We start from the raw sequence: 20,597 nt of genomic DNA on the forward strand, positions 1-20,597 counted from the left end.
CGGGCGTCAGGGCAGGTGGTGAAATGGATTCCGGGCTCGCGGCTTTGCCGCGCCCCGGAATGACAGCGGGGCCACCTTGCCACGTTCCCGCCATCGGCTCATATAACCTCCGTCCGCCGCAACGCTGGCCCCGCATATGGCGGGTTCAATTGCCGGCGCTTTCGTGCAAGGATACCTGCCGAAACGCCCCCTCCAAGCCCCCAAGAAGAGGTTAACGATGGTCAATCGCATGCAATTCTACATCGACGGCGCCTGGGTCGATCCCGCCGTCAAGAAATCCACCGCCGTGATCAATCCGGCGACGGAAGAGGCGATGTACGAGGTTGCGCTCGGCTCCAAGGCTGATGTCGACAAGGCGGTCGCCGCCGCCAAGCGCGCCTTCGCAACATTCTCCCAGACCAGCCGCGAGGAGCGCGTCGCGCTGCTCAGCAAGATCATCGAGGTCTACAAGGGCCGCCTCAAGGAGATCGGCGCCGCCGTTTCCGACGAGATGGGCGCGCCGCTGCCGATGGCGGAGAAGCTGCAGGCCGGCGCCGGCCTCGGCCATCTCATGACCACGCTCGACGTGCTCAAGAACTACCATTTCGAGGAGCCGGTCGGGACCGCCATGGTGCTGCGCGAGCCGATCGGCGTGGTCGGCATGATCACGCCCTGGAACTGGCCGCTGAACCAGATCGCCTGCAAGGTCGCGCCCGCGCTCGCCGCCGGCTGTACCATGATCCTGAAGCCCAGCGAGTTCACGCCGACCTCGGCGCTGATCTTCGCGGAAATCCTCCATGAAGCCGGCGTGCCCAAGGGCGTGTTCAACCTCGTCAACGGCCTCGGCCCCGAGGTCGGCGCCGCCATGAGCGAGCACCCTGATATCGACATGATCTCCTTCACCGGCTCGACCCGCGCCGGCATCGACGTTGCGAAGCGCGCAGCGCCCACCGTCAAGCGCGTCAGCCAGGAGCTCGGCGGCAAGTCGCCGAACGTCATCCTGGAAGGCGCCGACCTCACCAAGGCGGTGACCGGCGGCGTGATGCACATGTTCAACAATTCCGGCCAGTCCTGCAACGCGCCCTCGCGCATGATCGTGCCGCTGTCGAGGATGAAGGAAGTCGCCGCGATCGCGAAGGCCGTCGCCGACAAGACCAAGGCCGGTGATCCCCGCGCCGAAGGCACCACCATCGGCCCGGTGGTCAATCGCGGCCAGTGGGACAAGATCCAGGGCCTGATCAAGAAGGGCATCGACGAGGGCGCAACGCTCGTCGCCGGCGGCCCGGGCCTGCCCGAAGGCGTCAACAAGGGCTTCTATGTCCGCCCGACCATCTTCGCCGACGTCACCCCTGACATGACGATCGCGCGCGAGGAGATCTTCGGGCCGGTGCTGACCATCATCGGCGCCAAGGACGAAGCCGACGCGGTCAAGATCGCCAACGACACGCCCTATGGTCTCGCGGGCTATGTCTATGGTCCCTCGGTCGAGGACGCCAAGCGCGTCGGCCGCCAGATTCGCGCCGGCAACGTCAACCTGCAGGGCGTGCCCAACGACCGCACCGCGCCGTTCGGCGGCTACAAGCAGTCCGGCAACGGCCGCGAATGGGGCAAGTTCGGCCTCGAGGACTTCCTCGAAGTGAAGGCGGTCGCCGGCTTCAACGCGGCGTAGTTCATACGGCGCTTGCACTACAGGGAATGCCGGCTTCCAGGGAAGCCGGCATTCTTTTGCTCAGACCGGCCGCTTCACTACGACAACAGCCCGTCGAATCAAGAAAAGCAAAGGGACGGAACGTGAGAAGACTGATCATTGCATTCGTTGCGCTGCTGCCGCTGTCAGGCGCAGCGCAGGCCCAGACGGTGAAGGATCTGCTCAACACGCTCAGGGCGAAATGGAACGAGCCGACCGAGCCGTTCAAGATCATCGACAACGTCTACTATGTCGGCACCAACGGACTCGCGTCCTACCTGATCACATCGCCCCAGGGGCATATTCTGGTCGATACCGTGATGCCGGAATCGACGTCGCAGATCAGGACGAGCATCGAGAAGCTCGGCTTCAAGATCAGCGACATCAAGTATCTCATCAACACCCACGCCCATATCGACCACACCGGCGGCTTTGCCGAGTTGAAGCAGGCGAGCGGCGCGCAGATGGTTGCGGGCGAGGCCGACAAGCCGTTGCTCCAGGGCGGCTATTATCCGGGTGCGCAGGAGGAGAAGGCGCTCGACTTTCCACCGGTGAAAGTGGATCGAACGGTGCGTGAGGGCGACACCGTTGCGGTTGGCAGCGTTACGCTAACGGCGCGCGAGACGCCCGGCCATTCGCCGGGCTGCACCAGCTGGGCATTCTCGGTGAAGGATGGCGATGCAACACGCTCGGTGCTTATCTTCTGCAGCGGCACGGTCGCGCTGAACCGGCTCGTCGGCAACCCGACCTATTCCGGTATCGTCGACGACTATCGCAAGACCTTTGCACGCGCCAAGGACATGAAGGTCGACATCCTGCTGGCTCCTCATCCCGAGATGTACAAGATGGCAGACAAGCGCGCCAAGCTCGCCGGCGGCGGACCCAATCCGTTCGTCGATCCCGGCGAGTTCAAGGCCTATGCGGCATCGCTGGAGAAGGCGTTCGAAGAGGCGCTCGTCAAGCAAACTGCGGCGACACAGGAGAAGAAGGGGTAGAGGCGGTCGGTGGTTGGGCGCGCTGTGGAGCCTATCCCCCCACCGCCCCCTGCGTGTTTACATACAGCGCATAGATCGACTGGCTCGCGGCCATGAACAGGCGGTTGCGCTTGACGCCGCCGAAGCAGACATTGGCGCAGCGCTCGGGCAGGGCGATGCGGCCGATCATGACGCCGTCGGGTGCGAACACCACCACGCCGTCGAGCTCGGGATCGCCCATGCCCCAGCCGCACCAGAGATTGCCGTCGATGTCGCAGCGCATGCCGTCGGGCGTGCCCGGACCTGCATCGATATGGACACGCTTGTTTGCGATCGTGGTGCCCTCGGGCGAAACGTCATAGGCGAGGATTTTTCGGTTCGGCACGCCGCGCGATTCCACGACATACAGAATCTTCTCGTCCGGCGAGAAGCACAGCCCGTTCGGCCCGAGCACGCCCTCGGCAACGATCGTCGCCTTGCCGGTCGCGGGATCGAGCCGATAGACGTTGGGCTCGATCTCGGGCTCAGCCTTGTAGCCCTCGTAATTGCCGAGCAGGCCGAAGGTCGGATCGGTGAACCAGATCGAGCCGTCCGATTTAACAACGACATCGTTCGGCGAGTTCAACCGCTTGCCGTTGAACTGATCCATCAGCACGGTGATGCTGCCGTCATACTCGGTGCGCACCACGCGCCGGCCGCCGTGCTCGCAGGTGATGAGCCGGCCCTGCCGGTCACGCGTGTTGCCATTGGCAAAATTCGAGGGCTTGCGGAACACGCTGACCGCACCGGTCTCTTCCTCCCATTTGAGGATGCGCTGGTTCGGAATGTCGCTGCACAGGAGATAACGCCCGTCGCCGAACCACACCGGCCCCTCGGCCCAGCGAAGGCCGGTCGCCAGCCGCTCCACCGCCGAAAGCTTCAGCCAGTATTTTTCGAAGCGAGGATCGAATGCCCTAATCGCGGGATCGGGGTAATAGGTCGCCGGCCGCCAGCTTGGCCGTTCCTCCGTGTGGGACGATGCCTCATTCATGCCGGTTCTCTCGTTTCGTTCCCTCTGGACAATCCTGCTATCATTAGAGACAGGTGACCGCAAATCGGTCACCAGAGGTGAGGAAAGACATGCCGCGTATCTTGATGACGGGAGCTTCGGGCGGAATTGGCACGAGCCTGCGGAAACTGCTGCCGCCGATCTACCCGGATCTCCTGCTCTCCGACATCAAGCCGCCGGCTGATCTCGGCCCCGATGAAAAATTCAAGGCCGCGGACCTCGCCGATCTCGCGCAATGCGAGGCGATCTGCGAGGGCGTCGACGGCATCCTGCATTTCGGCGGCTATTCGGTCGAAGGCACCTGGGATCAGATCCTCCAGGCCAACATCATCGGCGGCTACAACCTGTTCGAGGCGGCCTACCGCAAGGGCGTCAAGCGCGTGGTGTTCGCCTCGTCGAACCATGCCGTCGGCTTCTATCCGCGCCACCACAAGATCGGCACCGACGTCACCCCGCGGCCTGACAGCCGCTATGGCGTCAGCAAGGTGTTCGGCGAGGCCGTCGGCGCGCTCTATGCCGACAAGCATGGGATGAAGGTGACGTGCCTGCGCATCGGCAATTTCGGCGACATGCCGCTGGACAAGCGCCGGCTCTCGATCTGGCTGAAGCCCGACGATCTCGTGCAGCTCTGCCGCATCGGTCTCGAGCATCCCGACATCCATTTCGAGATCTTCTACGGCGCCTCCTTCAACGAGCGCGCCTGGTGGGACAACCACCGCGCCTACGAATTCGGCTATCGCCCGACCGGCCGCGCCGAAGATTTCCGCGAGCACGCCATGGCCGAGCAGGCCAAGCTGAAGCCGGATCCGGTCGGCGATTACTTCCAGGGCGGCACGTTCTGCAGCATGGAGTTCGACGCTGATCCGGGTCGTGTGATCGACTGGAATAAGCGGTAGCTCTGGTGATGCAGCCTGCGCCCTCGCCGTGACGCAGGTCCACTCCCTTGCCCCGCTTGCGGGGAGAGGGTTGGGTGAGGAGGAGTCTCCGCGGGAACGGAGGCAGTTGGATCCGCATTCACTCACCACGTCATTGCGAGCGCAGGGAAGCAATCCAGATTCCCTCCGCGGACGCAGTCTGGTTTGCTTCCTCGCAAGGGCTCCTCGCAATGACGCCTCGAGGGACTGATGCTCGACAGCAAGCATGTGACACGCGGCGACCGCTATTGATCTAGATCAACTCACTGCCGGCATCGCCGTCTCGATTTGTGTGATCGCAAATCGAGAGCCACGACAATGAAATTCAAATTGTCAGTCTTCGCAATGCTCGCGACGATCGTGCCGGGGCCGTCGAAAGCCGCACCCCTCAGCGACGCCGAAGCAACGTTCCTCGATCAACTCGTCACCGCATCCGTGGTGCTCGAACAGCGATGCGACGGTTACGAGGTCGATGGCAGCGGCAGCGTTCAGCTCGGCGCCCGACTGCTCGGCAGTCCCGATGCAGCGATGGCGATGATCGACGCCTATGCTGCGGCCATCAAGGCTCGCGATGGCGACAACTACGATCCCCGCAAATTCCGTCCCGAGGTGTCGGACGCGGCGAGCAGAACGTTCAGACGCGTCCGCACGGATTTGATCAGAAACCCGAACAGGGCTTGTGCCGACTATGGTGAGGCGAGCGTGGATCGCGGGCTGTTGAGACGTTACTGAACAATCCTCGGCGTACGGCCGCAGCCCCGCCGATTCCTCTGAGTGCGCCGACATCAGAAATGCAGGTTGACGCGCAACAGGTCGGGCTGCACTGCGTAGGAGATCGCCGGCAATTGTTGCGACTCATTCTTAGTTGCGGTCAAGTGTGGCGGCTGGAACTGAGCTCAGGCGGAGTCCCGCTGGCCGGGAGCGGGGCGTGCGGGCCGGAGGCATTGATCGGGCTGCCGGCAAGAGGCTGCGACGGGACCTCCGCTGGGCCGGTCAAGCTATCGAAATCAACTTCTGGCGATGTCCCGGCTTATCTTCTGCAATCGTGCAAAGGCTGCCCACGCGTCTGGATATTGGGCGGCTTTCGAATCGATGGTGAGCAGCGCGCGGCAGGCCTCGTTGATCTCGTCCGCTGAAGGACGCATGGAGCTATCGCCCGATGACTCCGCCTGCTTCCAGCGCTCCTCGACCTCTTTTGCCAGGGCCAGTGCTTCCGACGGGGTTCGCTTCCGGGTTGGCTTCGCCAATACGTGGTCCGGAGGGAATGTGGGCCAGGCGGTGGGAGGCCGATCGGCTCGCCAGTCGCCTTCCTTGGCGGCCTCGCGCTGCGCGGGCGGATTTGCCTGTCCAGGTACGGCATCCGGCGGAACGGTTCGGCCGGCCAACTCGCGGATCTGCTGCTCCATTGTCCCACCAGACGACGATCCGCCCGCGGAGGGCGCAGGCGCTGTCAGGACGGGCGCAATCGACGTCTGCACGTCGGGGGCAACCTTCTGAACGGTCTTGACGACCGCCGACGCGCCGGGCGACAGAGCCGGACGCTGTTGCGCGACCTTGTCGTCCTCGGTGGGGCAGGGCCTGTATCCCGAACGCTGACGCGTGATGCGTCCGTCATCATCGATGCGGGCAAAATCAATGGCCACAGTGTAGACGAAAGGGGCGTCGATGAACTGGCCGGACTTGTCCCGTGCCTTGACGCCGCCGCAAACATACCTCGCCGCGCCGGCTTCGACTGAACGCAACGCGCCGAATGTGGCCGTCCCTGGATCGATCAGCGCATGTCGAACGGCTTCGCGCGCTTTCATGTGTTCAGTGGAGAGCGCGCTGATCAGGACGTCAGGATTGATCAGATCGGGCTGGTAGTACCACACATACTCCGCTGCAAAAAATGCTGCGCCGAAAGCCGCTGCGATAAGAACACCAGGTACATTCATGGGATTTCTCCGGGCAAGGGAACCCGGTATGGTTGTTATTTTTTCGAGGACCATTTGCGCTAGAGTCATCTAACAAGTCGTTAATCGGTTGTGTGATCGAAAACTATCTACCAGACGATGGTCCTGGGGGGAGGGATGAGCTCCGCCGGATCCATTTGCGCGTCTTGTTGACAATACGGGGCGAGACGGTACCACCATGGCAAAACTGGACGGAGCGACCTGATGACGAGTGGCTTGCGCAAGGGTCTGACGAGCTATGGCGATGCCGGCTTCTCGCTGTTCCTGCGCAAGGCGTTCATCAAGGCCATGGGCTATTCCGACGACGCGCTGGAGCGCCCGATCGTCGGCATCACCAACACCTATAGCGACTACAATCCCTGCCACGGCAACGTCCCTGACATCATCGAGGCCGCCAAGCGCGGCGTGATGCTGTCGGGCGCGATGCCGTTCGTGTTCCCGACCATCTCGATCGCGGAGAGCTTCGCGCATCCGACCTCGATGTACCTGCGCAATTTGATGGCGATGGACACCGAGGAGATGATCCGCGCCCAGCCGATGGATGCGGTGATCGTGATCGGCGGCTGCGACAAGACGCTGCCGGCGCAGGTGATGGCCGCGATCAGCGCAGATCTGCCGACCGTGGTGATTCCCGTCGGCCCCATGGTGGTCGGTCATCACAAGGGCGAGGTGCTGGGCGCCTGCACCGATTGCCGCCGTCTCTGGGCGAAATATCGCGCCGGCGACATGGACGATGCCGAGATCGAAGCGGTGAACGGGCGCCTGGCGCCGTCGGTCGGCACCTGCATGGTGATGGGCACGGCGTCGACCATGGCCTGCATGATCGAGGCGATGGGCCTGTCGCTGCCGATGAGCGCGACGATTCCGGCGCCGCATGCCGAGCGCTTCCGCCTAGCCGAAGCCAGCGGCAAGGTGGCCGCGGAGATGGCCAAGGCCAAGGGTCCGAAGCCGAGCGAGGTGTTGACGCCGGCCTCGTTCAAGAACGCGCAGGTCGTGCTCCAGGCGATCGGCGGCTCGACCAACGGCCTGATCCATCTGACAGCGATGGCGCATCGCTCGCCGCACCGGCTCGATCTCGCAGCGTTCGACCAGATCGGCCGCGGGGTGCCGGTGCTGGTCGATCTCAAGCCGTCCGGCGAGCACTATATGGAGCACTTCCACCACGCCGGCGGCGTGCCGAAGCTGCTGGCGCAGCTCGGCGATCTCATCGATCTCGATGCCCGGACCATCAGCGGCCAGACGCTGCGCGAGATCGCGGCGAATGCGGAGGATGTGCCGGGCCAGGATGCGATCCGCCCGCGCGACAATCCGATCAAGAAGGAAGGCGGCCTCGCCATCCTGCACGGCAATCTCGCCCCGCGCGGCGCGGTCATCAAGCAATCGGCCGCGAGCCCGAAGCTGCTGCAGCACACCGGGCGCGCCGTCGTGTTCGAATCGGTCGAGGACATGACCTTACGGGTCGACGATCCCGATCTCGACGTCACCGCCGACGACGTGCTGGTGCTGCGCAACGCCGGCCCGAAGGGCGCGCCGGGCATGCCGGAAGCAGGCTACCTGCCGATCCCGAAGAAGCTCGCGCGCGGCGGCACCAAGGACATGGTGCGCATCTCGGATGCGCGCATGAGCGGCACCGCATTCGGCACCATCGTGCTGCACATCACCCCGGAATCCGCCGTCGGCGGACCGCTGGCGCTGGTTGAGAACGGCGACATGATCCGCCTCGACGTGGCCAAGCGCAGCATCGAGCTCCTGGTCGATGCCGCCGAGCTGGAGCGGCGCCGCGCCGCGTTGCCGCCGGTGGCCGCGCCAGAGGAGGCGCGGCGCGGCTACGCCTGGCTGTTCAACGAGACCATCCTGCAGGCCGACGAGGGCTGCGATTTCGACTTCATGCAGAGGACAGGCCCCGCGAAGGGCTGAGCCACCGTCTCGCTACTTGCTCTTGCTCGTGAACTTCTTCACGGCGGTGCGGAACGCCTCCGTGTTCATCGCCATGATGATCTTGTGCTCCTCGGCATCGAGCTGCTGCTTCACCGGCGTGGTCGCAGCCTGATAGACCAGCTGCTTGGTGCCGGCAATCGACGCCGGCGGGTTCTGCGCCAGGCGCTCGGCGAGTTTTCGCGTTGCGGTCTTCAACTCGGCGGCAGGAGCGACCTTCGCGACCAGGCCCCATTCATAGGCCTGCTGCGCGGTAAAATTGTCCTCGGCGAGGAAGATCTGCAGCGCGCGGCGCGAGCCGACCGTGCCGACGATGCCGACCGTCGAGCCGCCGTCCGGCGACACCCCGATCTTGGCATAGGCCGGCGTGAATTTGGCATCGTCAGCGGCGATGCAGAGATCGGTGACGAAGGCGAGGCCCATGCCGGCGCCGGCCGCCGAGCCGTGCACGCTCGACAGCGAGATCTTCGGCATGCGCCTGATGATCTCGATGAAGGCGTGATAGTGCTTCAATAGCTCGCCGACCACGGGCGTCACCGTGCCGGCTTCGGCGGCGGCCCCGATCGTCTGCAGATCGCCGCCGGCGCAGAACGCGCGGCCTTCGCCCTCGAGCACGACGACGCGGATGTCGTCGGCGCCTTCGAGATAGGTTGCGAGCTGCTCAAGCTTCTGGGCAATTGCAAGGTCGATCGCGTTAAACGCGGCAGGGCGGTTCAGCGTGATGGTCGCGATCGGGCCGTCGACCTTGAGCAGGGCGGGATCGTCGGGCTTTGAGACGGGAGCGGTCATCTTAAATTCTCCGGCAGGAGGTCGAGGCTCGAACTAGATCGCAGAAGGGCAGGGGTGACAATCCCCGAACCGCCGCTCTTGCGCCGGGCGGAACGATAGGCTCAAATGGAGCCGCTTTCGCCAAGGGACGGACACGAGCGCCGGCTCCTCGCAAGGCCAGCAAGCAAAATCAGCGAGAGAGGAGACGGCATGGGTCACGCTCGTGTCTTCCGGAAATGGGCTGTCCGATGACCGGCCCGGTGATCATCGTCGGTGCCGGCCATGGCGGCTACCAGGTTGCGGCATCGCTGCGCCAGGCCGGCTTTGCCGAGCGCATCTGCCTGATCAACGACGAGCCGCATCTGCCCTATCAGCGGCCGCCGCTGTCCAAGGCCTACATCAAGGGCTCCGCGGGTCCGGAGAGCCTGATGTTCCGGCCTGAGAAGTTTTACCAGGACCAGACCATCGAGCTGATCGCGGGCCGCGCCGCCTCGATCGACCGCGCCGCGCGCAAGGTGCATCTCGCCTCCGGCGCGACGCTCGATTACGGGCATCTCGTGCTGGCGACCGGCGCGCGCAATCGCCTGCTCGATCTGCCCAATGCCAATCTGGCGGACGTGAAATATCTGCGCATTCTCGACGACAGCGAGGCACTGCGCGCGATCATGCCGTCGAAGACGCGCGCCGTGATCATCGGCGCCGGCTTCATCGGCCTCGAATTCGCCGCGACCGCCCGCATCAAGGGCCTCGAGGTCGACGTGCTCGAGCTCGCCCCGCGCGTGATGGCGCGGGCGGTGACGGCGGAGGTCTCCGAATATTTCCAGGACCGCCACCGCGAGGCCGGCATCCGTATCCATCTCGGCGTGCAGGCGACCTCGATCGAAGCCGAGGGCGGCAAGGTCACCGGCGTGTCCTTGAGCGACGGGCGGCATCTGCCGGCCGACTTCGTCGTGGTCGGCGTCGGCGTGCTGCCGAACATCGAACTCGCGGCCGAGGCAGGGCTGCCGGTCGCCGCCGGCATCATCGTCGATGAATATCTGTCGACGGCTGATCCCAGCATCTCCGCGATCGGCGATTGCGCGCTGTTCGCAAGCCCGCGCTTCGGCGGATCGCTGCGGCTGGAATCGGTGCAGAACGCCACCGATCAGGCCCGCTGCCTCGTAGCGCGCCTGACCGGCGACAGGAAGCCGTACGACAGCCATCCCTGGTTCTGGAGCGATCAGGGCGATGACAAGCTCCAGATCGCGGGGCTGACGACCGGCTACGACCGCGTCGTGCTGCGCGGCGATCCAGCCAAGAAGGCGTTCTCGGCGTTCTGCTATCACGGTGACAGACTGCTCGGCATCGAATCAATCAACCGCGCCGGCGATCACATGTTCGGCCGGAGATTGCAGGCCATGGACCGCTCCATCACGCCGGAGCAGGCCGCGGACGAGAGCTTCGACCTCAAGAGCGCGCTGGCATAGGCGTCTACAACGCCGCCGCCACTTCCGCCGCCGTCGGCATCGACGGCCCGGCGCCCATGCGCTGCACGCTGATCGAGGCGGCGGCGTTGGCGAACGTCAGCGCCTCGCGCAAGGGCGCATCATCAGCCAGCTGCGCGGCGAGCGCGCCGACGAAGCAGTCGCCGGCGCCTGTGGTGTCGACCGCCTTCACCACACGGCCGGCCACCGAGATCTGCTCGCGCCCGGCGAGCGCGAGCACGCCGCGCTTGCCGAGCGTGACGCAGATGGTCTGATCCTGGCGGGCCTGAAGTTTTCGCGCGACATCGATGATGCGCGCGGCCGCGTCGCGCTCGGACAGCTCGCTGCCTGCGAGAAAGCCGAGCTCGGTCTCGTTCAGCACGAGGATGTCGACCAGCGCCAGCAGCTCATCCGGCATCTTCTGCGCCGGCGCCGGGTTCAGCACGGTCACCGCCCCCGCCGCGCGGGCGCGGCGGAAGAACGCGGCGATGGTCGGCAGCGGAATTTCGAACTGGCTGACGGCGACGTCACCCTTGAGCAGCGGCACGACGCTGACGTCATCGGCGCCGACCAGCCCGTTCGCCCCGGGCACGACGACGATGGTGTTGTCGGCGTTGGCTACCGTGATGATGGCCGTTCCGGTGTGCGCCTCGGCCGTCTCCACGACATAGCCGAGGTCGATGCCCTGCGCGCCGAGAAAGGCCTTCAGCTCAGCGCCGAACGAATCCCGGCCCAGCCGTCCGATCAGCGTGGTGCCGGCGCCGAGGCGCGAGGCCGCGACCGCCTGGTTCGCGCCCTTGCCGCCCGGGAAATACAGCACCTGGCGGCCGGCGACGGTCTCGCCGATGCGTGGATGGCGATCGGCCGTCGCCACCACATCCATGTTGATGCTGCCGGCGACGAAGACGCGCCCCATCTTTTGCTAGACCCTGACCTCGAACTCGTGGCGAACCTTCGCAATATCGACCAGTGTCGGCAAGCCGGCCTCGTTGCCGAGGCGCTGGATCTTGAAGGTCGAGGCGGCGCGCGCGAAATCAAAATGCTCGCGCCAGCTTTTGCCGGGATGGGCGAGGTAGGAATAGACATAGGCGCCGTGGAAGACGTCGCCGGCGCCGTTGGTGTCGATCACGCGCTCGCGCGGAATCGGCATCGCCGGCATCACCTGCACCGTCCCGGTTTCGTCGTACCAGAACAGGCCCTTCTCGCCCATGGTGACGCCGCCGATCTTGCAGCCGCGGCCCTTGAGGTAGTCGAGCATCTTCTCCGGCGTCAGGTCCATCTGCTCGCACAGGCGCTCGGCGACGATGGCGACGTCGATGAATTCGAGCAGCTCATGGGTGTTGGTGCGCAGGCCGCCGCCGTCGAGCGAGGTCAGGATGCCGGCCTCGCGGCAGACCTTGGCGTAGTGGATGGCGGCATCCGGCTGGTGGCCGTCGACATGCAGCGCGCGGCAGCCGCCGAGATTGAGCATCGGAAAGGGGTGGATGTGCTCGTCGTCGCGGCAGCGGACGATGGCGCGCTTGCCGTCCTTGGGCATGATGAAGGAGAGCGAGGACTGGTTGACCTTGCGCCCATGCAGCGAGATGCCGTACTTCGCGCACATGTCCTGGAACATGCGCCCCAGCCAGTCATTGGCTGCGGTCGCGATCAGGTCCGGCACGATGCCGAGCTTGGCGCAGCAGAACGCCGCCGTCACCGCATTGCCGCCGAAGGAGACGGCGTAGTCACGCGCCACGTGCTTCTCGTCGCCGGTCGGCATGTGGTCGGTGATGAAGACGACGTCGATATAGGTCTGTCCGATGAAGAGAGCCTGCATTGCTTGTCCGTGATGCGCTTGTGGTCCCGGCCGGCGGAATTACTCTAGCACCGGTTCCGCTCCGGGGGGACGCTGAAATTATTCGCAAAACTGCCGCCCGAAGCGCTTGAGGTCAGCATGGTGCCGGAATACGACCATCGCTGGCCCATGCCAAGCCCGGACAAACGCCGTCTTTCGCGCCCGGGGTTCCCGGTCCACAAGAAGGGTGCAAAATGATCACCGGCCTCGATCACTTCGTCGTTCTGGTGGGCGATATCGGTGCGGCCAAGGCGGCCTATCAGACGCTGCTCGCCCGCGCGCCGGCCTGGCAGAACTCGGGCGAGGGCGCCGACCGGGTGCTGTTCACCCTCGACAACATGACCATCGAGCTGATGGCCCCTCACGGCTTCAGCGTCACCGCCGACCGCATGCGCGCACTGCTCGGCGACCAGGAGGGCGTGCTCGCCAGCCTGTGCTTTCGTGTCGCCGACATTGGCAAGATGCACCGCCGGCTGGAGCGGGTGGCCCTGCGGCCCGACCCGGTCGCCGAGGTCGAAAGCAGCGACGCCGTCACCGACGCCGTGCTGCATTGGAAGCGCACGCGGGCCGCCACTGAGCTGACGCGTGGCGTGCGCATGTTCTTCCTGGAGCTGGCCGACGAGCGGCCGAAATCGGCCGTGACCGACATCGCGCCGGTCGACGGCCTCGACCACGTCGTGGTCACCACCGAGGATTCCGAGCGCGCCGCCGCGCTCTACGGCGCCCGGCTCGGCCTTGATCTCGCGCTGGACCGCTCGCACCAGGACTGGGGCCAGCTGATGTTCTTCCGCTGCGGCGACCTCATCGTCGAGGTGGTGCGCCGCCCCGTCGCCGGCGGCGATGCCGCGCATGACCGGCTCTGGGGGCTCAGCTGGCGCGTCGCCGACATCGACGCCACCCGGGCCCGCCTGATCGCGAGCGGACTCGACGTCAGCGAGGTGCGCACCGGCCGCAAGCCGGGCACGCGCATCATGACCGTGCGCAATGGGACCTGCGGGATTCAGACCGTGCTGCTGGAGCGCTCGCCGAAGCCGGCGGATTGATTCTGTCATTCCGGGGCGATGCGTAGCATCGAACCCGGAATCCATTCCGCCACCGACTCTGCCGCCCAATGGATTCCGGGCTCGCGTCCAAGAGGGCGCGCCCCGGGATGACGAAACGTTCTCAAACGCTCCCCCGCGTGTTACACGCTGACCTCAGACCACCCAGCGAGCACCCGGTTTGGCGACAGCAAAACGAACTCTGAAATGGCAGCGTGACCCCGAGGGGATGCGGCTGCGCATTCTCGAAGCCGCCAAGCAGGAGTTTTCCGCCCACGGTCTTGCCGGCGCGCGCGTCGACCGCATCGCGGCCAAGGCCGGCGCCAACAAGCGCATGCTCTACTACCACGTCGGCAACAAGGACGAGCTCTATCTCGCCGTGCTCGAAGGCGCCTATGACAAGATCCGCAGCGAGGAGCGGGGCCTCGACCTCGAGCACCTCGATCCGCCCGAGGCGATCCGCCGCCTGATCGGGTTCACCTGGAACTACTTCCTGCGCAATCCCGAATTCCTGTCGCTGCTGCAGACCGAGAACCTCGCGCGCGCCAAGCACCTGAAGAAATCGACCAAGGTCAAGTCGATGCACTCGCCCTTCGTCGAGATGATCCGCACCGTGGTGCGCCGCGGCGTCGACAGCGGCGATTTCCAGGTCGCGGTCGATCCGGTGCAGCTCTACATCTCGATCGCGGCGCTGAGCTTCTTCTATCTCTCCAACTCGGCAACGCTCAGCGTGATCTTCGGCCGTGATCTCCTGGACAAGAAGGCCAAGGACGAGCGGCTCGCGCACATGTCCGGGCTCGTTCTGGCGGCATTGACGGGCAAGTCCGCCGCACTGTTCGAGGTCGCGAAGCCGCCGAAGTCACGCGCCGCGGTCGTGCAGACGGTGTAGCCCGTAGCCATGATGGGGCGCCTTGCTCCGTCATTGCGAGCGCAGCGAAGCAATCCAGACTGTCTCCGCGGAAAGATTCTGGATTGCTTCGCTGCGCTCGCAATGACGACGTGGAGTCGGGCGTGCACCTCACTCCGCTCTCGTGCCCCGGACGCAGCGCAGCGCGTCTTCGCGGTGCGCTGCAGAGCCGGGGCCCATGCGACCGCCGGCCACGACGAGCTTGGGTCCCGGCTCTGCGCAGCAACGCTTCGCGCTGCAGCGCGTCCGGGACACGAGGCGACAGTCCCGTCCCCAAATCTCCCGGAACCCCGGCACAAAACGTCACAGGGAAAGCGCTGGACAGTATTTATCCAACGGGTTAATTTCTCCGCATAACGAAGAAGACTGCCGGGAGTGAAAATTGGCCGAGCCCAAGCCGCAAAACGCTGTTTCCAAGCTGCTGAATGCGGCCTGGGTTCGGCCGTTCTTGTTCCTGGTCTTCATCGTCGTCGCCTGGGATCTTGCGATCCGGCTGTTCAGGATTCCCGCCTACCAGATCCCGTCGCCGCTGGATGTCGTCGCCGTGCTGCGCACCGAATGGCCGGAGCTGCTGCGCCAGTCCTGGCCGACCACCTATGCCACCGTCTGCGGCTTCCTGCTGTCGGCGCTGTTCGGCATTCCCGTCGCGATGCTGATCGCGGGCTCGAAGACGGTGGAGAGCTACGTCTATCCGCTGCTGGTGTTCTCGCAATCGGTGCCGAAGATCGCGATCGCGCCGCTGTTCGTGGTCTGGTTCGGCTTCGGCATCATTCCGAAGGTGATCTCGGCGTTCCTGCTCGGCTTCTTCCCGGTCGTGGTCTCCGCGGTGCAGGGCTTCAAGTCGGTGGACCCCGACATGGTCGATCTCGCCCGCGCCATGCAGGGCAGCCGCCTGCAGGTGTTCCGCGCGGTGAACCTGCCGCATGCGTTGCCGGCGATCTTCTCCGGCCTCAAAGTGTCGGTGACGCTCGCCGTTGTCGGCGCGGTGGTCGGAGAATTCGTCGGCTCCAATTCCGGCATCGGCTACGTGATGCAGCGCTCGATCGGCACCTTCGACCTGCCGACGATGTTCGCGGCGCTGGTGATCCTGGCGCTGCTCGGCGTGGTCCTGTTCTGGATCGTCGACCGGATCGAGAAGCTGGTCATTCCCTGGCATGTCAGCCAGCGCGAGGACGTGATCTTTGCATCCTGACTCAAGCAACGAGCGGCCGCCAACGGCCGACGCAACCAACGGCAAGGGAGAGTGACGATGAGGAAGTGGATTGGAGCTGCATCCGTGGCACTGATGGCGTTCGCAGCCGTGCCGGCGCAGGCAGCCGACAAGGTCGTGCTGATGCTGAACTGGTACGTCTATGGCGAGCACGCGCCGTTCTATTACGGCAAGGCCAAGGGCATCTACGCAGCCGAAGGCATCGAGCTCGAGATCCAGGAAGGCCGCGGCTCGGCAGCAACCACGCAAGCGGTTGCCGCCAAGACCGCCGATTTCGGCTACGTCGACGTCCCCACCATGATGCGCGCCGCGATCAAGGGCGCGCCCGTGGTTGCGACCGGCGTGCTGCTTCAGACCTCGCCGATGTCCGCCATGGGCTTCGCCGACAAGAACATCAGGAAGCCCGAGGAGATCAAGGGCAAGACGGTGGCGATCACGCCGGCCGACTCGATGACGCAGATCTGGCCGTTGTTCCTGAAGAAGACCGGCCTGAAGGAGAGCGACTTCAAGACCGTCGCGGGCGACGGCCAGACCAAGCTCAACGCCGTCATCAACGGCCAGGCCGATCTGTTGCTCGGCTACGTCATGGACCAGTCGATGAAGATCAAGGACGCGACCGGCAAGGAGGTCTACCCGATCAAGTTCGCGGACTACGGCATCAACATGGTGTCGTCGGGCATCATCGCCAACACCGACTATGTGAAGGCCAATGCCGATCTCGTTCGCCGCTTCATGTCGGCGACGACGAAAGCAGTCGAGGCCGCCGAGAAGGAGCCCAAGGCGGCGGCGCAATCGATCCTCGATGCCAACCCCAAGGGCGGCAAGATCGACACGCTGACGCAGGGTTTTGAGCTGACCATCCCGCTCTACCGGACCGCAGAGACCAAGGGCAAGCGTCCCTTCCAGGTCACCGACCAGAACATGACCGAGACCGTCAACCTGCTGGTCGAATATGGCGGCCTCGATGCCAAGGCCAAGGAGAACCCGAAGGCTTTCTACACCAGCGATTACCTGCCGAAGAGCGGCTCGTGACCGCCTTCGTCATTGCGAGCGAAGCGAAGCAATCCAGACTGTCTCTGCGAAGGACTCTGGATTGCTTCGTCGCTTCGCTCCTCGCAATGACGGGGCTGACCAGCGGCGTTCGATGGGATATGACTGAATGATACCGAAAAAGGCCAATCAAGCGGACCAGCCTTCCGCTCACCTCCGCCTGGTGTCAGACCGGGCGGGCGACGGGTCGGGCATCAAATTGTCGGGCGTGTCGAAGACCTACCGGACGCGCGACGGCGACGTGCCGTCGTTGCGGCCGCTCGACTTCCACATCAACGACGGCGAGTTCTTCGTCGTGGTCGGACCAAGCGGCTGCGGCAAGTCCACGCTGCTCAAATTGATCTCGGGCCTGCTGGCGCCGACCACGGGCGAGATCCTGGTCGAGGGCCAGAAGGTGACGACGCCGCACGGTAATGTCGGCATCGTCTTCCAGAACGCGCTGCTGCTGCCCTGGCGCAACATTCTGGGCAACGTGATGCTGCCGATCGACATGAAGCGCCTGCCGCGGCAGGAATATCTCGACCGCGCCAAACAGCTGCTGAAGCTGGTCGGCCTCGAGGGTTTCGAGAAGAAGCTGCCTTGGCAGCTCTCCGGCGGCATGCAGCAGCGCGCCTCGATCTGCCGCGCGCTGGTGCACGACCCCAGGATCATGCTGATGGACGAGCCGTTCGGCGCGCTCGATGCGCTGACGCGCGAGCGCATGAACGTCGAACTGATGCGGATCCAGCGCGAGACCAGGAAGACGGTGCTCTTGATCACGCATTCGATACCCGAGGCCGTGTTCCTCGCCGATCGCGTGCTGGTCATGACCGAGCGCCCCGGCGCGATCGCCGCGATCTACGACGTGCCGCTGCCGCGCCCGCGCTCGCTCGACGCGATGGCCGACCCGGTGTTCACCGAGCTCGTGCAGCGCATCCGCAGGCATTTCTTCTCGCAGGGGGCCTTGGATTAGCGCGATGGAAGTCCCCATGACAGCGACACGAACGGTGCGCTCCCTCCCCCGCCTGCGGGGGAGGGTTGGGGAGAGGGTGTCTCTGCTGGAAAGACTCCCCAAGAGGATAGAACCCTCACCCGCCACGCGTCGCGCGTCGGCCTCTCCCGCAAGCGGGAGAGGCGAGTCGCCCGCGGCCATGCCGGTCGCATCAAATCCAATTTGCGTCGTTGCAACACCATGTCCCCCCGCCTGAAGCTGCGAGACATCGCCTTCTTCGAACGTCCCGTGCATTTCGCGCGGCCGTTCCGCTTCGGCGCTGTTACGATCAACGCGACGCCGCAGCTGTTCGTGCGGGCCGAGATCGAGGTGGAGGGCAGGGGGGCCGCCGTCGGCGCCAGTGCCGAGCTGCTGGTGCCAAAGTGGTTCGACAAGCGGCCGGAGCTGTCGCCGGCGCAGACAGTGGACGGTCTGCGACGCTCGCTGGAGATCGCACGTGGGCTCTATCTGTCGCGGAGCGGCTTCCAGACGGCGTTCGATCTGCATGCAGCTTGTATTGGCGACCAAGTCGCTGCTTGTGCAAAAGAGAACATTCCGCCGCTCGCCGCCGCTTATGGCGCCGCGGAAATCGACAAGGCGATCCTCGATGCGCTGCTGCGCGCCGTCGAGACCAGTTTCTCTGACGGAATGGCCGCGAACATCGCCGGTATCGACGCGCGGCGTTCTCCTGATTTGAGCGAGAAAGACATCAGGACGTTTCTCGCCGGCCGGGTGCCGCTGCAGCGTGTTGCGATCAGGCATACGGTTGGCCTTGATGATGTCGTCGAAGGTGAGGGTGGCGTTGCCGATCCGCGCCAGAATGCCGGCTCGTGGTACTTCAAGCTCAAGCTGTCCGGCGATCCGGCGAGCGATGCGGCGCGACTGGCGCGGATTGGCAAGGAGCTCGACACGCTCGGACGCGACACCAAGGTGACGCTCGATGCCAACGAGCAATATGCGGACCTCGCCGCGTTGCAGGCGCTGATGGACAGGCTCGATCGTGACGCCGCGCTGCGCCCGATCGCCGCGCGCCTGCTGTATGTCGAGCAGCCAATGCCGCGCGACATCACACGGCAATCGCCGCTCGGCGCGCTGGCCGCGCGCGGCTTCATCATCGACGAAGCCGACGATTCCTACGACGCGTTCCCGGCCGCGCGGGCGCTCGGCTATCGCGGCATCTCCTCGAAATCCTGTAAAGGCCTCTACAAGTCCATCGTCAATGCCACGCGCGCGGCGAAATGGAGCGCGGAAGGCGAGACCTTCTTCGTCACCGGCGAGGACCTGACCTGCCAAGCCGGCCTTGCTGTGCAGCAGGATCTCGCGCTCGGTGCCTTCATCGGCGTCACCCACGCCGAGCGTAATGGCCACCACTATGTCGACGGTTTTGGCGACACGCCTCTCGCAGAAGCGCAGGCCTTCGCGGCCGCGCATCCCGATCTCTATGTCGATGCCGGGCAGGGCATCCGCCTCAACATTCACAACGGCGATCTCCTGACGGGGTCGCTCAACACAGCGGGCTTTGCGACGTCGGTCCATCCGGACTGGTCGTCGCTTCGTCCGCTCGAACGGCCGAAATCACTTCAGGAGTATCCGGCATGACCACCCAACGCCTCGGCCTCATCATGAACGGCGTCACCGGCCGCATGGGGCTCAACCAGCATCTGATCCGCTCGATCGTCGCCATCCGCGACCAGGGCGGCGTGCGCCTGAAGAACGGCGACCGCGTCATGCCGGATCCGATCCTGGTCGGCCGAAATGCCGAAAAGGTCGAGGCGCTGGCCAAGCGCTACAACATCACGCGCTGGACCACCGATCTCGATGCCGCGCTCGCCGACAAGACCGACACCATGTTCTTCGACGCCGCAACCACGCAGGCGCGCCCTGGCCTGCTGACTCAGGCCATCAACGCCGGCAAGCACGTCTATTGCGAGAAGCCGATCGCGACCAATTTCGAGGAAGCCATCGAGGTCGTGAAGCTTGCCAATGCCAAGGGCGTCAAGCACGGCACGGTGCAGGACAAGCTGTTCCTGCCGGGATTGAAGAAGATCGCCTTCCTGCGCGATTCCGGCTTTTTCGGCCGCATTCTCTCGGTGCGCGGCGAGTTCGGCTATTGGGTGTTCGAAGGCGGCTGGCAGGAGGCGCAGCGGCCGTCCTGGAACTACCGCAGCGAGGATGGCGGCGGCATCATCCTCGACATGGTCTGCCACTGGCGCTACGTGCTCGACAACCTCTTCGGCAACGTCCAGAGCGTCAGCTGCATCGGCAACACCGACATTGCCGAGCGCTATGACGAGCAGGGCAAGAAATACAAGGCGACGGCAGACGATTCCGCCTATGCGACGTTCCAGCTCGAAGGCGGCGTCATCGCCCACATCAACATGTCCTGGGTGACGCGCGTCTATCGCGACGACCTCGTCACCTTCCAGGTCGACGGCACGCTCGGCTCGGCGGTCGCGGGGCTCTCCGACTGCATGATCCAGGCGCGGCAGGCGACGCCTCGGCCGGTGTGGAATCCCGACGAGAAGCGGCTGCACGATTTCTACGGCGACTGGCAGAAGCTGCCCGACAACGTCACCTACGACAACGGCTTTAAGGAGCAGTGGGAGATGTTCATCCGCCACGTCTACGAGGATGCTCCCTACAAGTTTACCCTGCTTGAAGGCGCCAAGGGCGTGCAGCTCGCCGAATGCGCGCTGAAGAGCTGGAAGGAGCGGCGCTGGATCGACGTCGCCCCGATCAAGGTCTGAGATCGAGAGAGTCCAAATGTCAGTTGAGCCGTCATTGCGAGGAGCGAAGCGACGAAGCAATCCAGACTGTTGCCGCGGAGGTAGTCGGGATTGCTTCGCCTCGCTCGCAATGACGGGGA

At 64.8% G+C, this 20,597-nt stretch carries 18 protein-coding genes; 13 read left to right on the plus strand and 5 right to left on the minus strand.

Features of this window, described 5'->3' with window-relative positions; genetic code table 11:
- The first annotated feature begins 217 nt into the window (after positions 1-217).
- Positions 218-1,648, plus strand: a complete 1,431-nt coding sequence (locus tag AC24YW_RS27155; protein ID WP_487485597.1) for an aldehyde dehydrogenase family protein — start codon at positions 218-220, stop codon at positions 1,646-1,648.
- Positions 1,649-1,770: 122 nt separating this feature from the next.
- A complete protein-coding gene (bla, locus tag AC24YW_RS27160; RefSeq protein WP_487485598.1) occupies positions 1,771-2,661 on the plus strand; it encodes a subclass B3 metallo-beta-lactamase in 891 nt (296 codons plus the stop codon).
- A 31-nt stretch (positions 2,662-2,692) separates the two neighbouring features.
- Here the strand turns inward: bla and AC24YW_RS27165 are convergent, their stop codons facing one another.
- Positions 2,693-3,670: an SMP-30/gluconolactonase/LRE family protein gene (locus tag AC24YW_RS27165; RefSeq protein ID WP_487485599.1), complete on the minus strand. Its 978-nt coding sequence runs from the start codon at positions 3,668-3,670 to the stop codon at positions 2,693-2,695.
- Between the two features lie 89 nt (positions 3,671-3,759).
- Here AC24YW_RS27165 and AC24YW_RS27170 point away from each other — a divergent pair, with 89 nt between their 5' ends.
- Together AC24YW_RS27170 and AC24YW_RS27175 are read left to right on the plus strand one after the other, a co-directional pair.
- Positions 3,760-4,584, plus strand: coding sequence for an NAD-dependent epimerase/dehydratase family protein (locus AC24YW_RS27170; RefSeq protein ID WP_487485600.1), 825 nt, complete (start codon positions 3,760-3,762; stop codon positions 4,582-4,584).
- A gap of 336 nt (positions 4,585-4,920) precedes the next feature.
- Positions 4,921-5,334: a hypothetical protein gene (locus AC24YW_RS27175; protein ID WP_487485601.1), complete on the plus strand. Its 414-nt coding sequence runs from the start codon at positions 4,921-4,923 to the stop codon at positions 5,332-5,334.
- A 275-nt stretch (positions 5,335-5,609) separates the two neighbouring features.
- On the opposite strand, the gene AC24YW_RS27180 is transcribed toward AC24YW_RS27175, so the two are convergent.
- Entirely contained in the window at positions 5,610-6,536 is a 927-nt protein-coding gene (locus AC24YW_RS27180; protein WP_487485602.1) for a hypothetical protein, read from the minus strand.
- Between the two features lie 222 nt (positions 6,537-6,758).
- On the opposite strand from AC24YW_RS27180, the gene AC24YW_RS27185 reads away from it, so the two are divergent.
- Positions 6,759-8,471: an IlvD/Edd family dehydratase gene (locus AC24YW_RS27185; RefSeq protein WP_487485603.1), complete on the plus strand. Its 1,713-nt coding sequence runs from the start codon at positions 6,759-6,761 to the stop codon at positions 8,469-8,471.
- 12 nt (positions 8,472-8,483) lie between these two features.
- Here the strand turns inward: AC24YW_RS27185 and AC24YW_RS27190 are convergent, their stop codons facing one another.
- Positions 8,484-9,278 carry an enoyl-CoA hydratase/isomerase family protein gene (locus AC24YW_RS27190; protein WP_487485604.1) on the minus strand — a complete coding sequence of 265 codons (795 nt, stop codon included), beginning with the start codon at positions 9,276-9,278 and terminating at the stop codon, positions 8,484-8,486.
- A 227-nt stretch (positions 9,279-9,505) separates the two neighbouring features.
- On the opposite strand from AC24YW_RS27190, the gene AC24YW_RS27195 reads away from it, so the two are divergent.
- Positions 9,506-10,723 carry an NAD(P)/FAD-dependent oxidoreductase gene (locus AC24YW_RS27195; protein WP_487485605.1) on the plus strand — a complete coding sequence of 406 codons (1,218 nt, stop codon included), beginning with the start codon at positions 9,506-9,508 and terminating at the stop codon, positions 10,721-10,723.
- Positions 10,724-10,727: 4 nt separating this feature from the next.
- Here AC24YW_RS27195 and AC24YW_RS27200 read toward each other — a convergent pair whose 3' ends face one another.
- The gene (locus AC24YW_RS27200) at positions 10,728-11,636 is read right to left on the minus strand and encodes a ribokinase (protein ID WP_487485606.1); all 909 of its coding nucleotides are present in this window, start codon (positions 11,634-11,636) and stop codon (positions 10,728-10,730) included.
- 6 nt (positions 11,637-11,642) lie between these two features.
- On the minus strand, positions 11,643-12,536 hold the full coding sequence (locus AC24YW_RS27205) for a sugar kinase (RefSeq protein WP_036043087.1): 894 nt from the start codon (positions 12,534-12,536) through the stop codon (positions 11,643-11,645).
- A 212-nt stretch (positions 12,537-12,748) separates the two neighbouring features.
- Between AC24YW_RS27205 and AC24YW_RS27210 the strand changes: the two genes are divergently transcribed.
- From AC24YW_RS27210 to AC24YW_RS27240, 7 genes are all read left to right on the plus strand, one after another.
- A complete protein-coding gene (locus AC24YW_RS27210) occupies positions 12,749-13,597 on the plus strand; it encodes a VOC family protein (protein WP_487485607.1) in 849 nt (282 codons plus the stop codon).
- A gap of 178 nt (positions 13,598-13,775) precedes the next feature.
- The gene (locus AC24YW_RS27215; protein ID WP_487485608.1) at positions 13,776-14,483 is read left to right on the plus strand and encodes a TetR family transcriptional regulator; all 708 of its coding nucleotides are present in this window, start codon (positions 13,776-13,778) and stop codon (positions 14,481-14,483) included.
- 400 nt (positions 14,484-14,883) lie between these two features.
- Positions 14,884-15,693: an ABC transporter permease gene (locus AC24YW_RS27220; RefSeq protein WP_487485609.1), complete on the plus strand. Its 810-nt coding sequence runs from the start codon at positions 14,884-14,886 to the stop codon at positions 15,691-15,693.
- 57 nt (positions 15,694-15,750) lie between these two features.
- Entirely contained in the window at positions 15,751-16,743 is a 993-nt protein-coding gene (locus AC24YW_RS27225; protein ID WP_487485610.1) for an ABC transporter substrate-binding protein, read from the plus strand.
- Positions 16,744-16,870: 127 nt separating this feature from the next.
- A complete protein-coding gene (locus AC24YW_RS27230; RefSeq protein ID WP_487485611.1) occupies positions 16,871-17,713 on the plus strand; it encodes an ABC transporter ATP-binding protein in 843 nt (280 codons plus the stop codon).
- 219 nt (positions 17,714-17,932) lie between these two features.
- Positions 17,933-19,330, plus strand: a complete 1,398-nt coding sequence (locus AC24YW_RS27235) for an enolase-like domain-containing protein (protein WP_487485612.1) — start codon at positions 17,933-17,935, stop codon at positions 19,328-19,330.
- Positions 19,327-20,478, plus strand: coding sequence for a Gfo/Idh/MocA family protein (locus AC24YW_RS27240; RefSeq protein ID WP_487485613.1), 1,152 nt, complete (start codon positions 19,327-19,329; stop codon positions 20,476-20,478). The genes AC24YW_RS27235 and AC24YW_RS27240 overlap by 4 nt, the downstream gene beginning before the upstream one ends.
- Positions 20,479-20,597 lie beyond the last annotated feature (119 nt).

The organism is Bradyrhizobium sp. USDA3516, from assembly GCF_057651995.1.

Bases quoted from the DNA above. Each gene is read 5' to 3' on its own strand.
- AC24YW_RS27155 (WP_487485597.1), top strand. From the start codon at position 218: ATGGTCAATCGCATGCAATTCTACATCGACGGCGCCTGGGTCGATCCC.
- AC24YW_RS27165 (WP_487485599.1), bottom strand. From the start codon at position 3,670: ATGAATGAGGCATCGTCCCACACGGAGGAACGGCCAAGCTGGCGGCCG.
- AC24YW_RS27170 (WP_487485600.1), top strand. From the start codon at position 3,760: ATGCCGCGTATCTTGATGACGGGAGCTTCGGGCGGAATTGGCACGAGC.
- AC24YW_RS27175 (WP_487485601.1), top strand. From the start codon at position 4,921: ATGAAATTCAAATTGTCAGTCTTCGCAATGCTCGCGACGATCGTGCCG.
- AC24YW_RS27180 (WP_487485602.1), bottom strand. From the start codon at position 6,536: ATGAATGTACCTGGTGTTCTTATCGCAGCGGCTTTCGGCGCAGCATTT.
- AC24YW_RS27185 (WP_487485603.1), top strand. From the start codon at position 6,759: ATGACGAGTGGCTTGCGCAAGGGTCTGACGAGCTATGGCGATGCCGGC.
- AC24YW_RS27190 (WP_487485604.1), bottom strand. From the start codon at position 9,278: ATGACCGCTCCCGTCTCAAAGCCCGACGATCCCGCCCTGCTCAAGGTC.
- AC24YW_RS27195 (WP_487485605.1), top strand. From the start codon at position 9,506: ATGACCGGCCCGGTGATCATCGTCGGTGCCGGCCATGGCGGCTACCAG.
- AC24YW_RS27200 (WP_487485606.1), bottom strand. From the start codon at position 11,636: ATGGGGCGCGTCTTCGTCGCCGGCAGCATCAACATGGATGTGGTGGCG.
- AC24YW_RS27205 (WP_036043087.1), bottom strand. From the start codon at position 12,536: ATGCAGGCTCTCTTCATCGGACAGACCTATATCGACGTCGTCTTCATC.
- AC24YW_RS27210 (WP_487485607.1), top strand. From the start codon at position 12,749: ATGATCACCGGCCTCGATCACTTCGTCGTTCTGGTGGGCGATATCGGT.
- AC24YW_RS27225 (WP_487485610.1), top strand. From the start codon at position 15,751: ATGAGGAAGTGGATTGGAGCTGCATCCGTGGCACTGATGGCGTTCGCA.
- AC24YW_RS27230 (WP_487485611.1), top strand. From the start codon at position 16,871: ATGATACCGAAAAAGGCCAATCAAGCGGACCAGCCTTCCGCTCACCTC.
- AC24YW_RS27235 (WP_487485612.1), top strand. From the start codon at position 17,933: ATGTCCCCCCGCCTGAAGCTGCGAGACATCGCCTTCTTCGAACGTCCC.
- AC24YW_RS27240 (WP_487485613.1), top strand. From the start codon at position 19,327: ATGACCACCCAACGCCTCGGCCTCATCATGAACGGCGTCACCGGCCGC.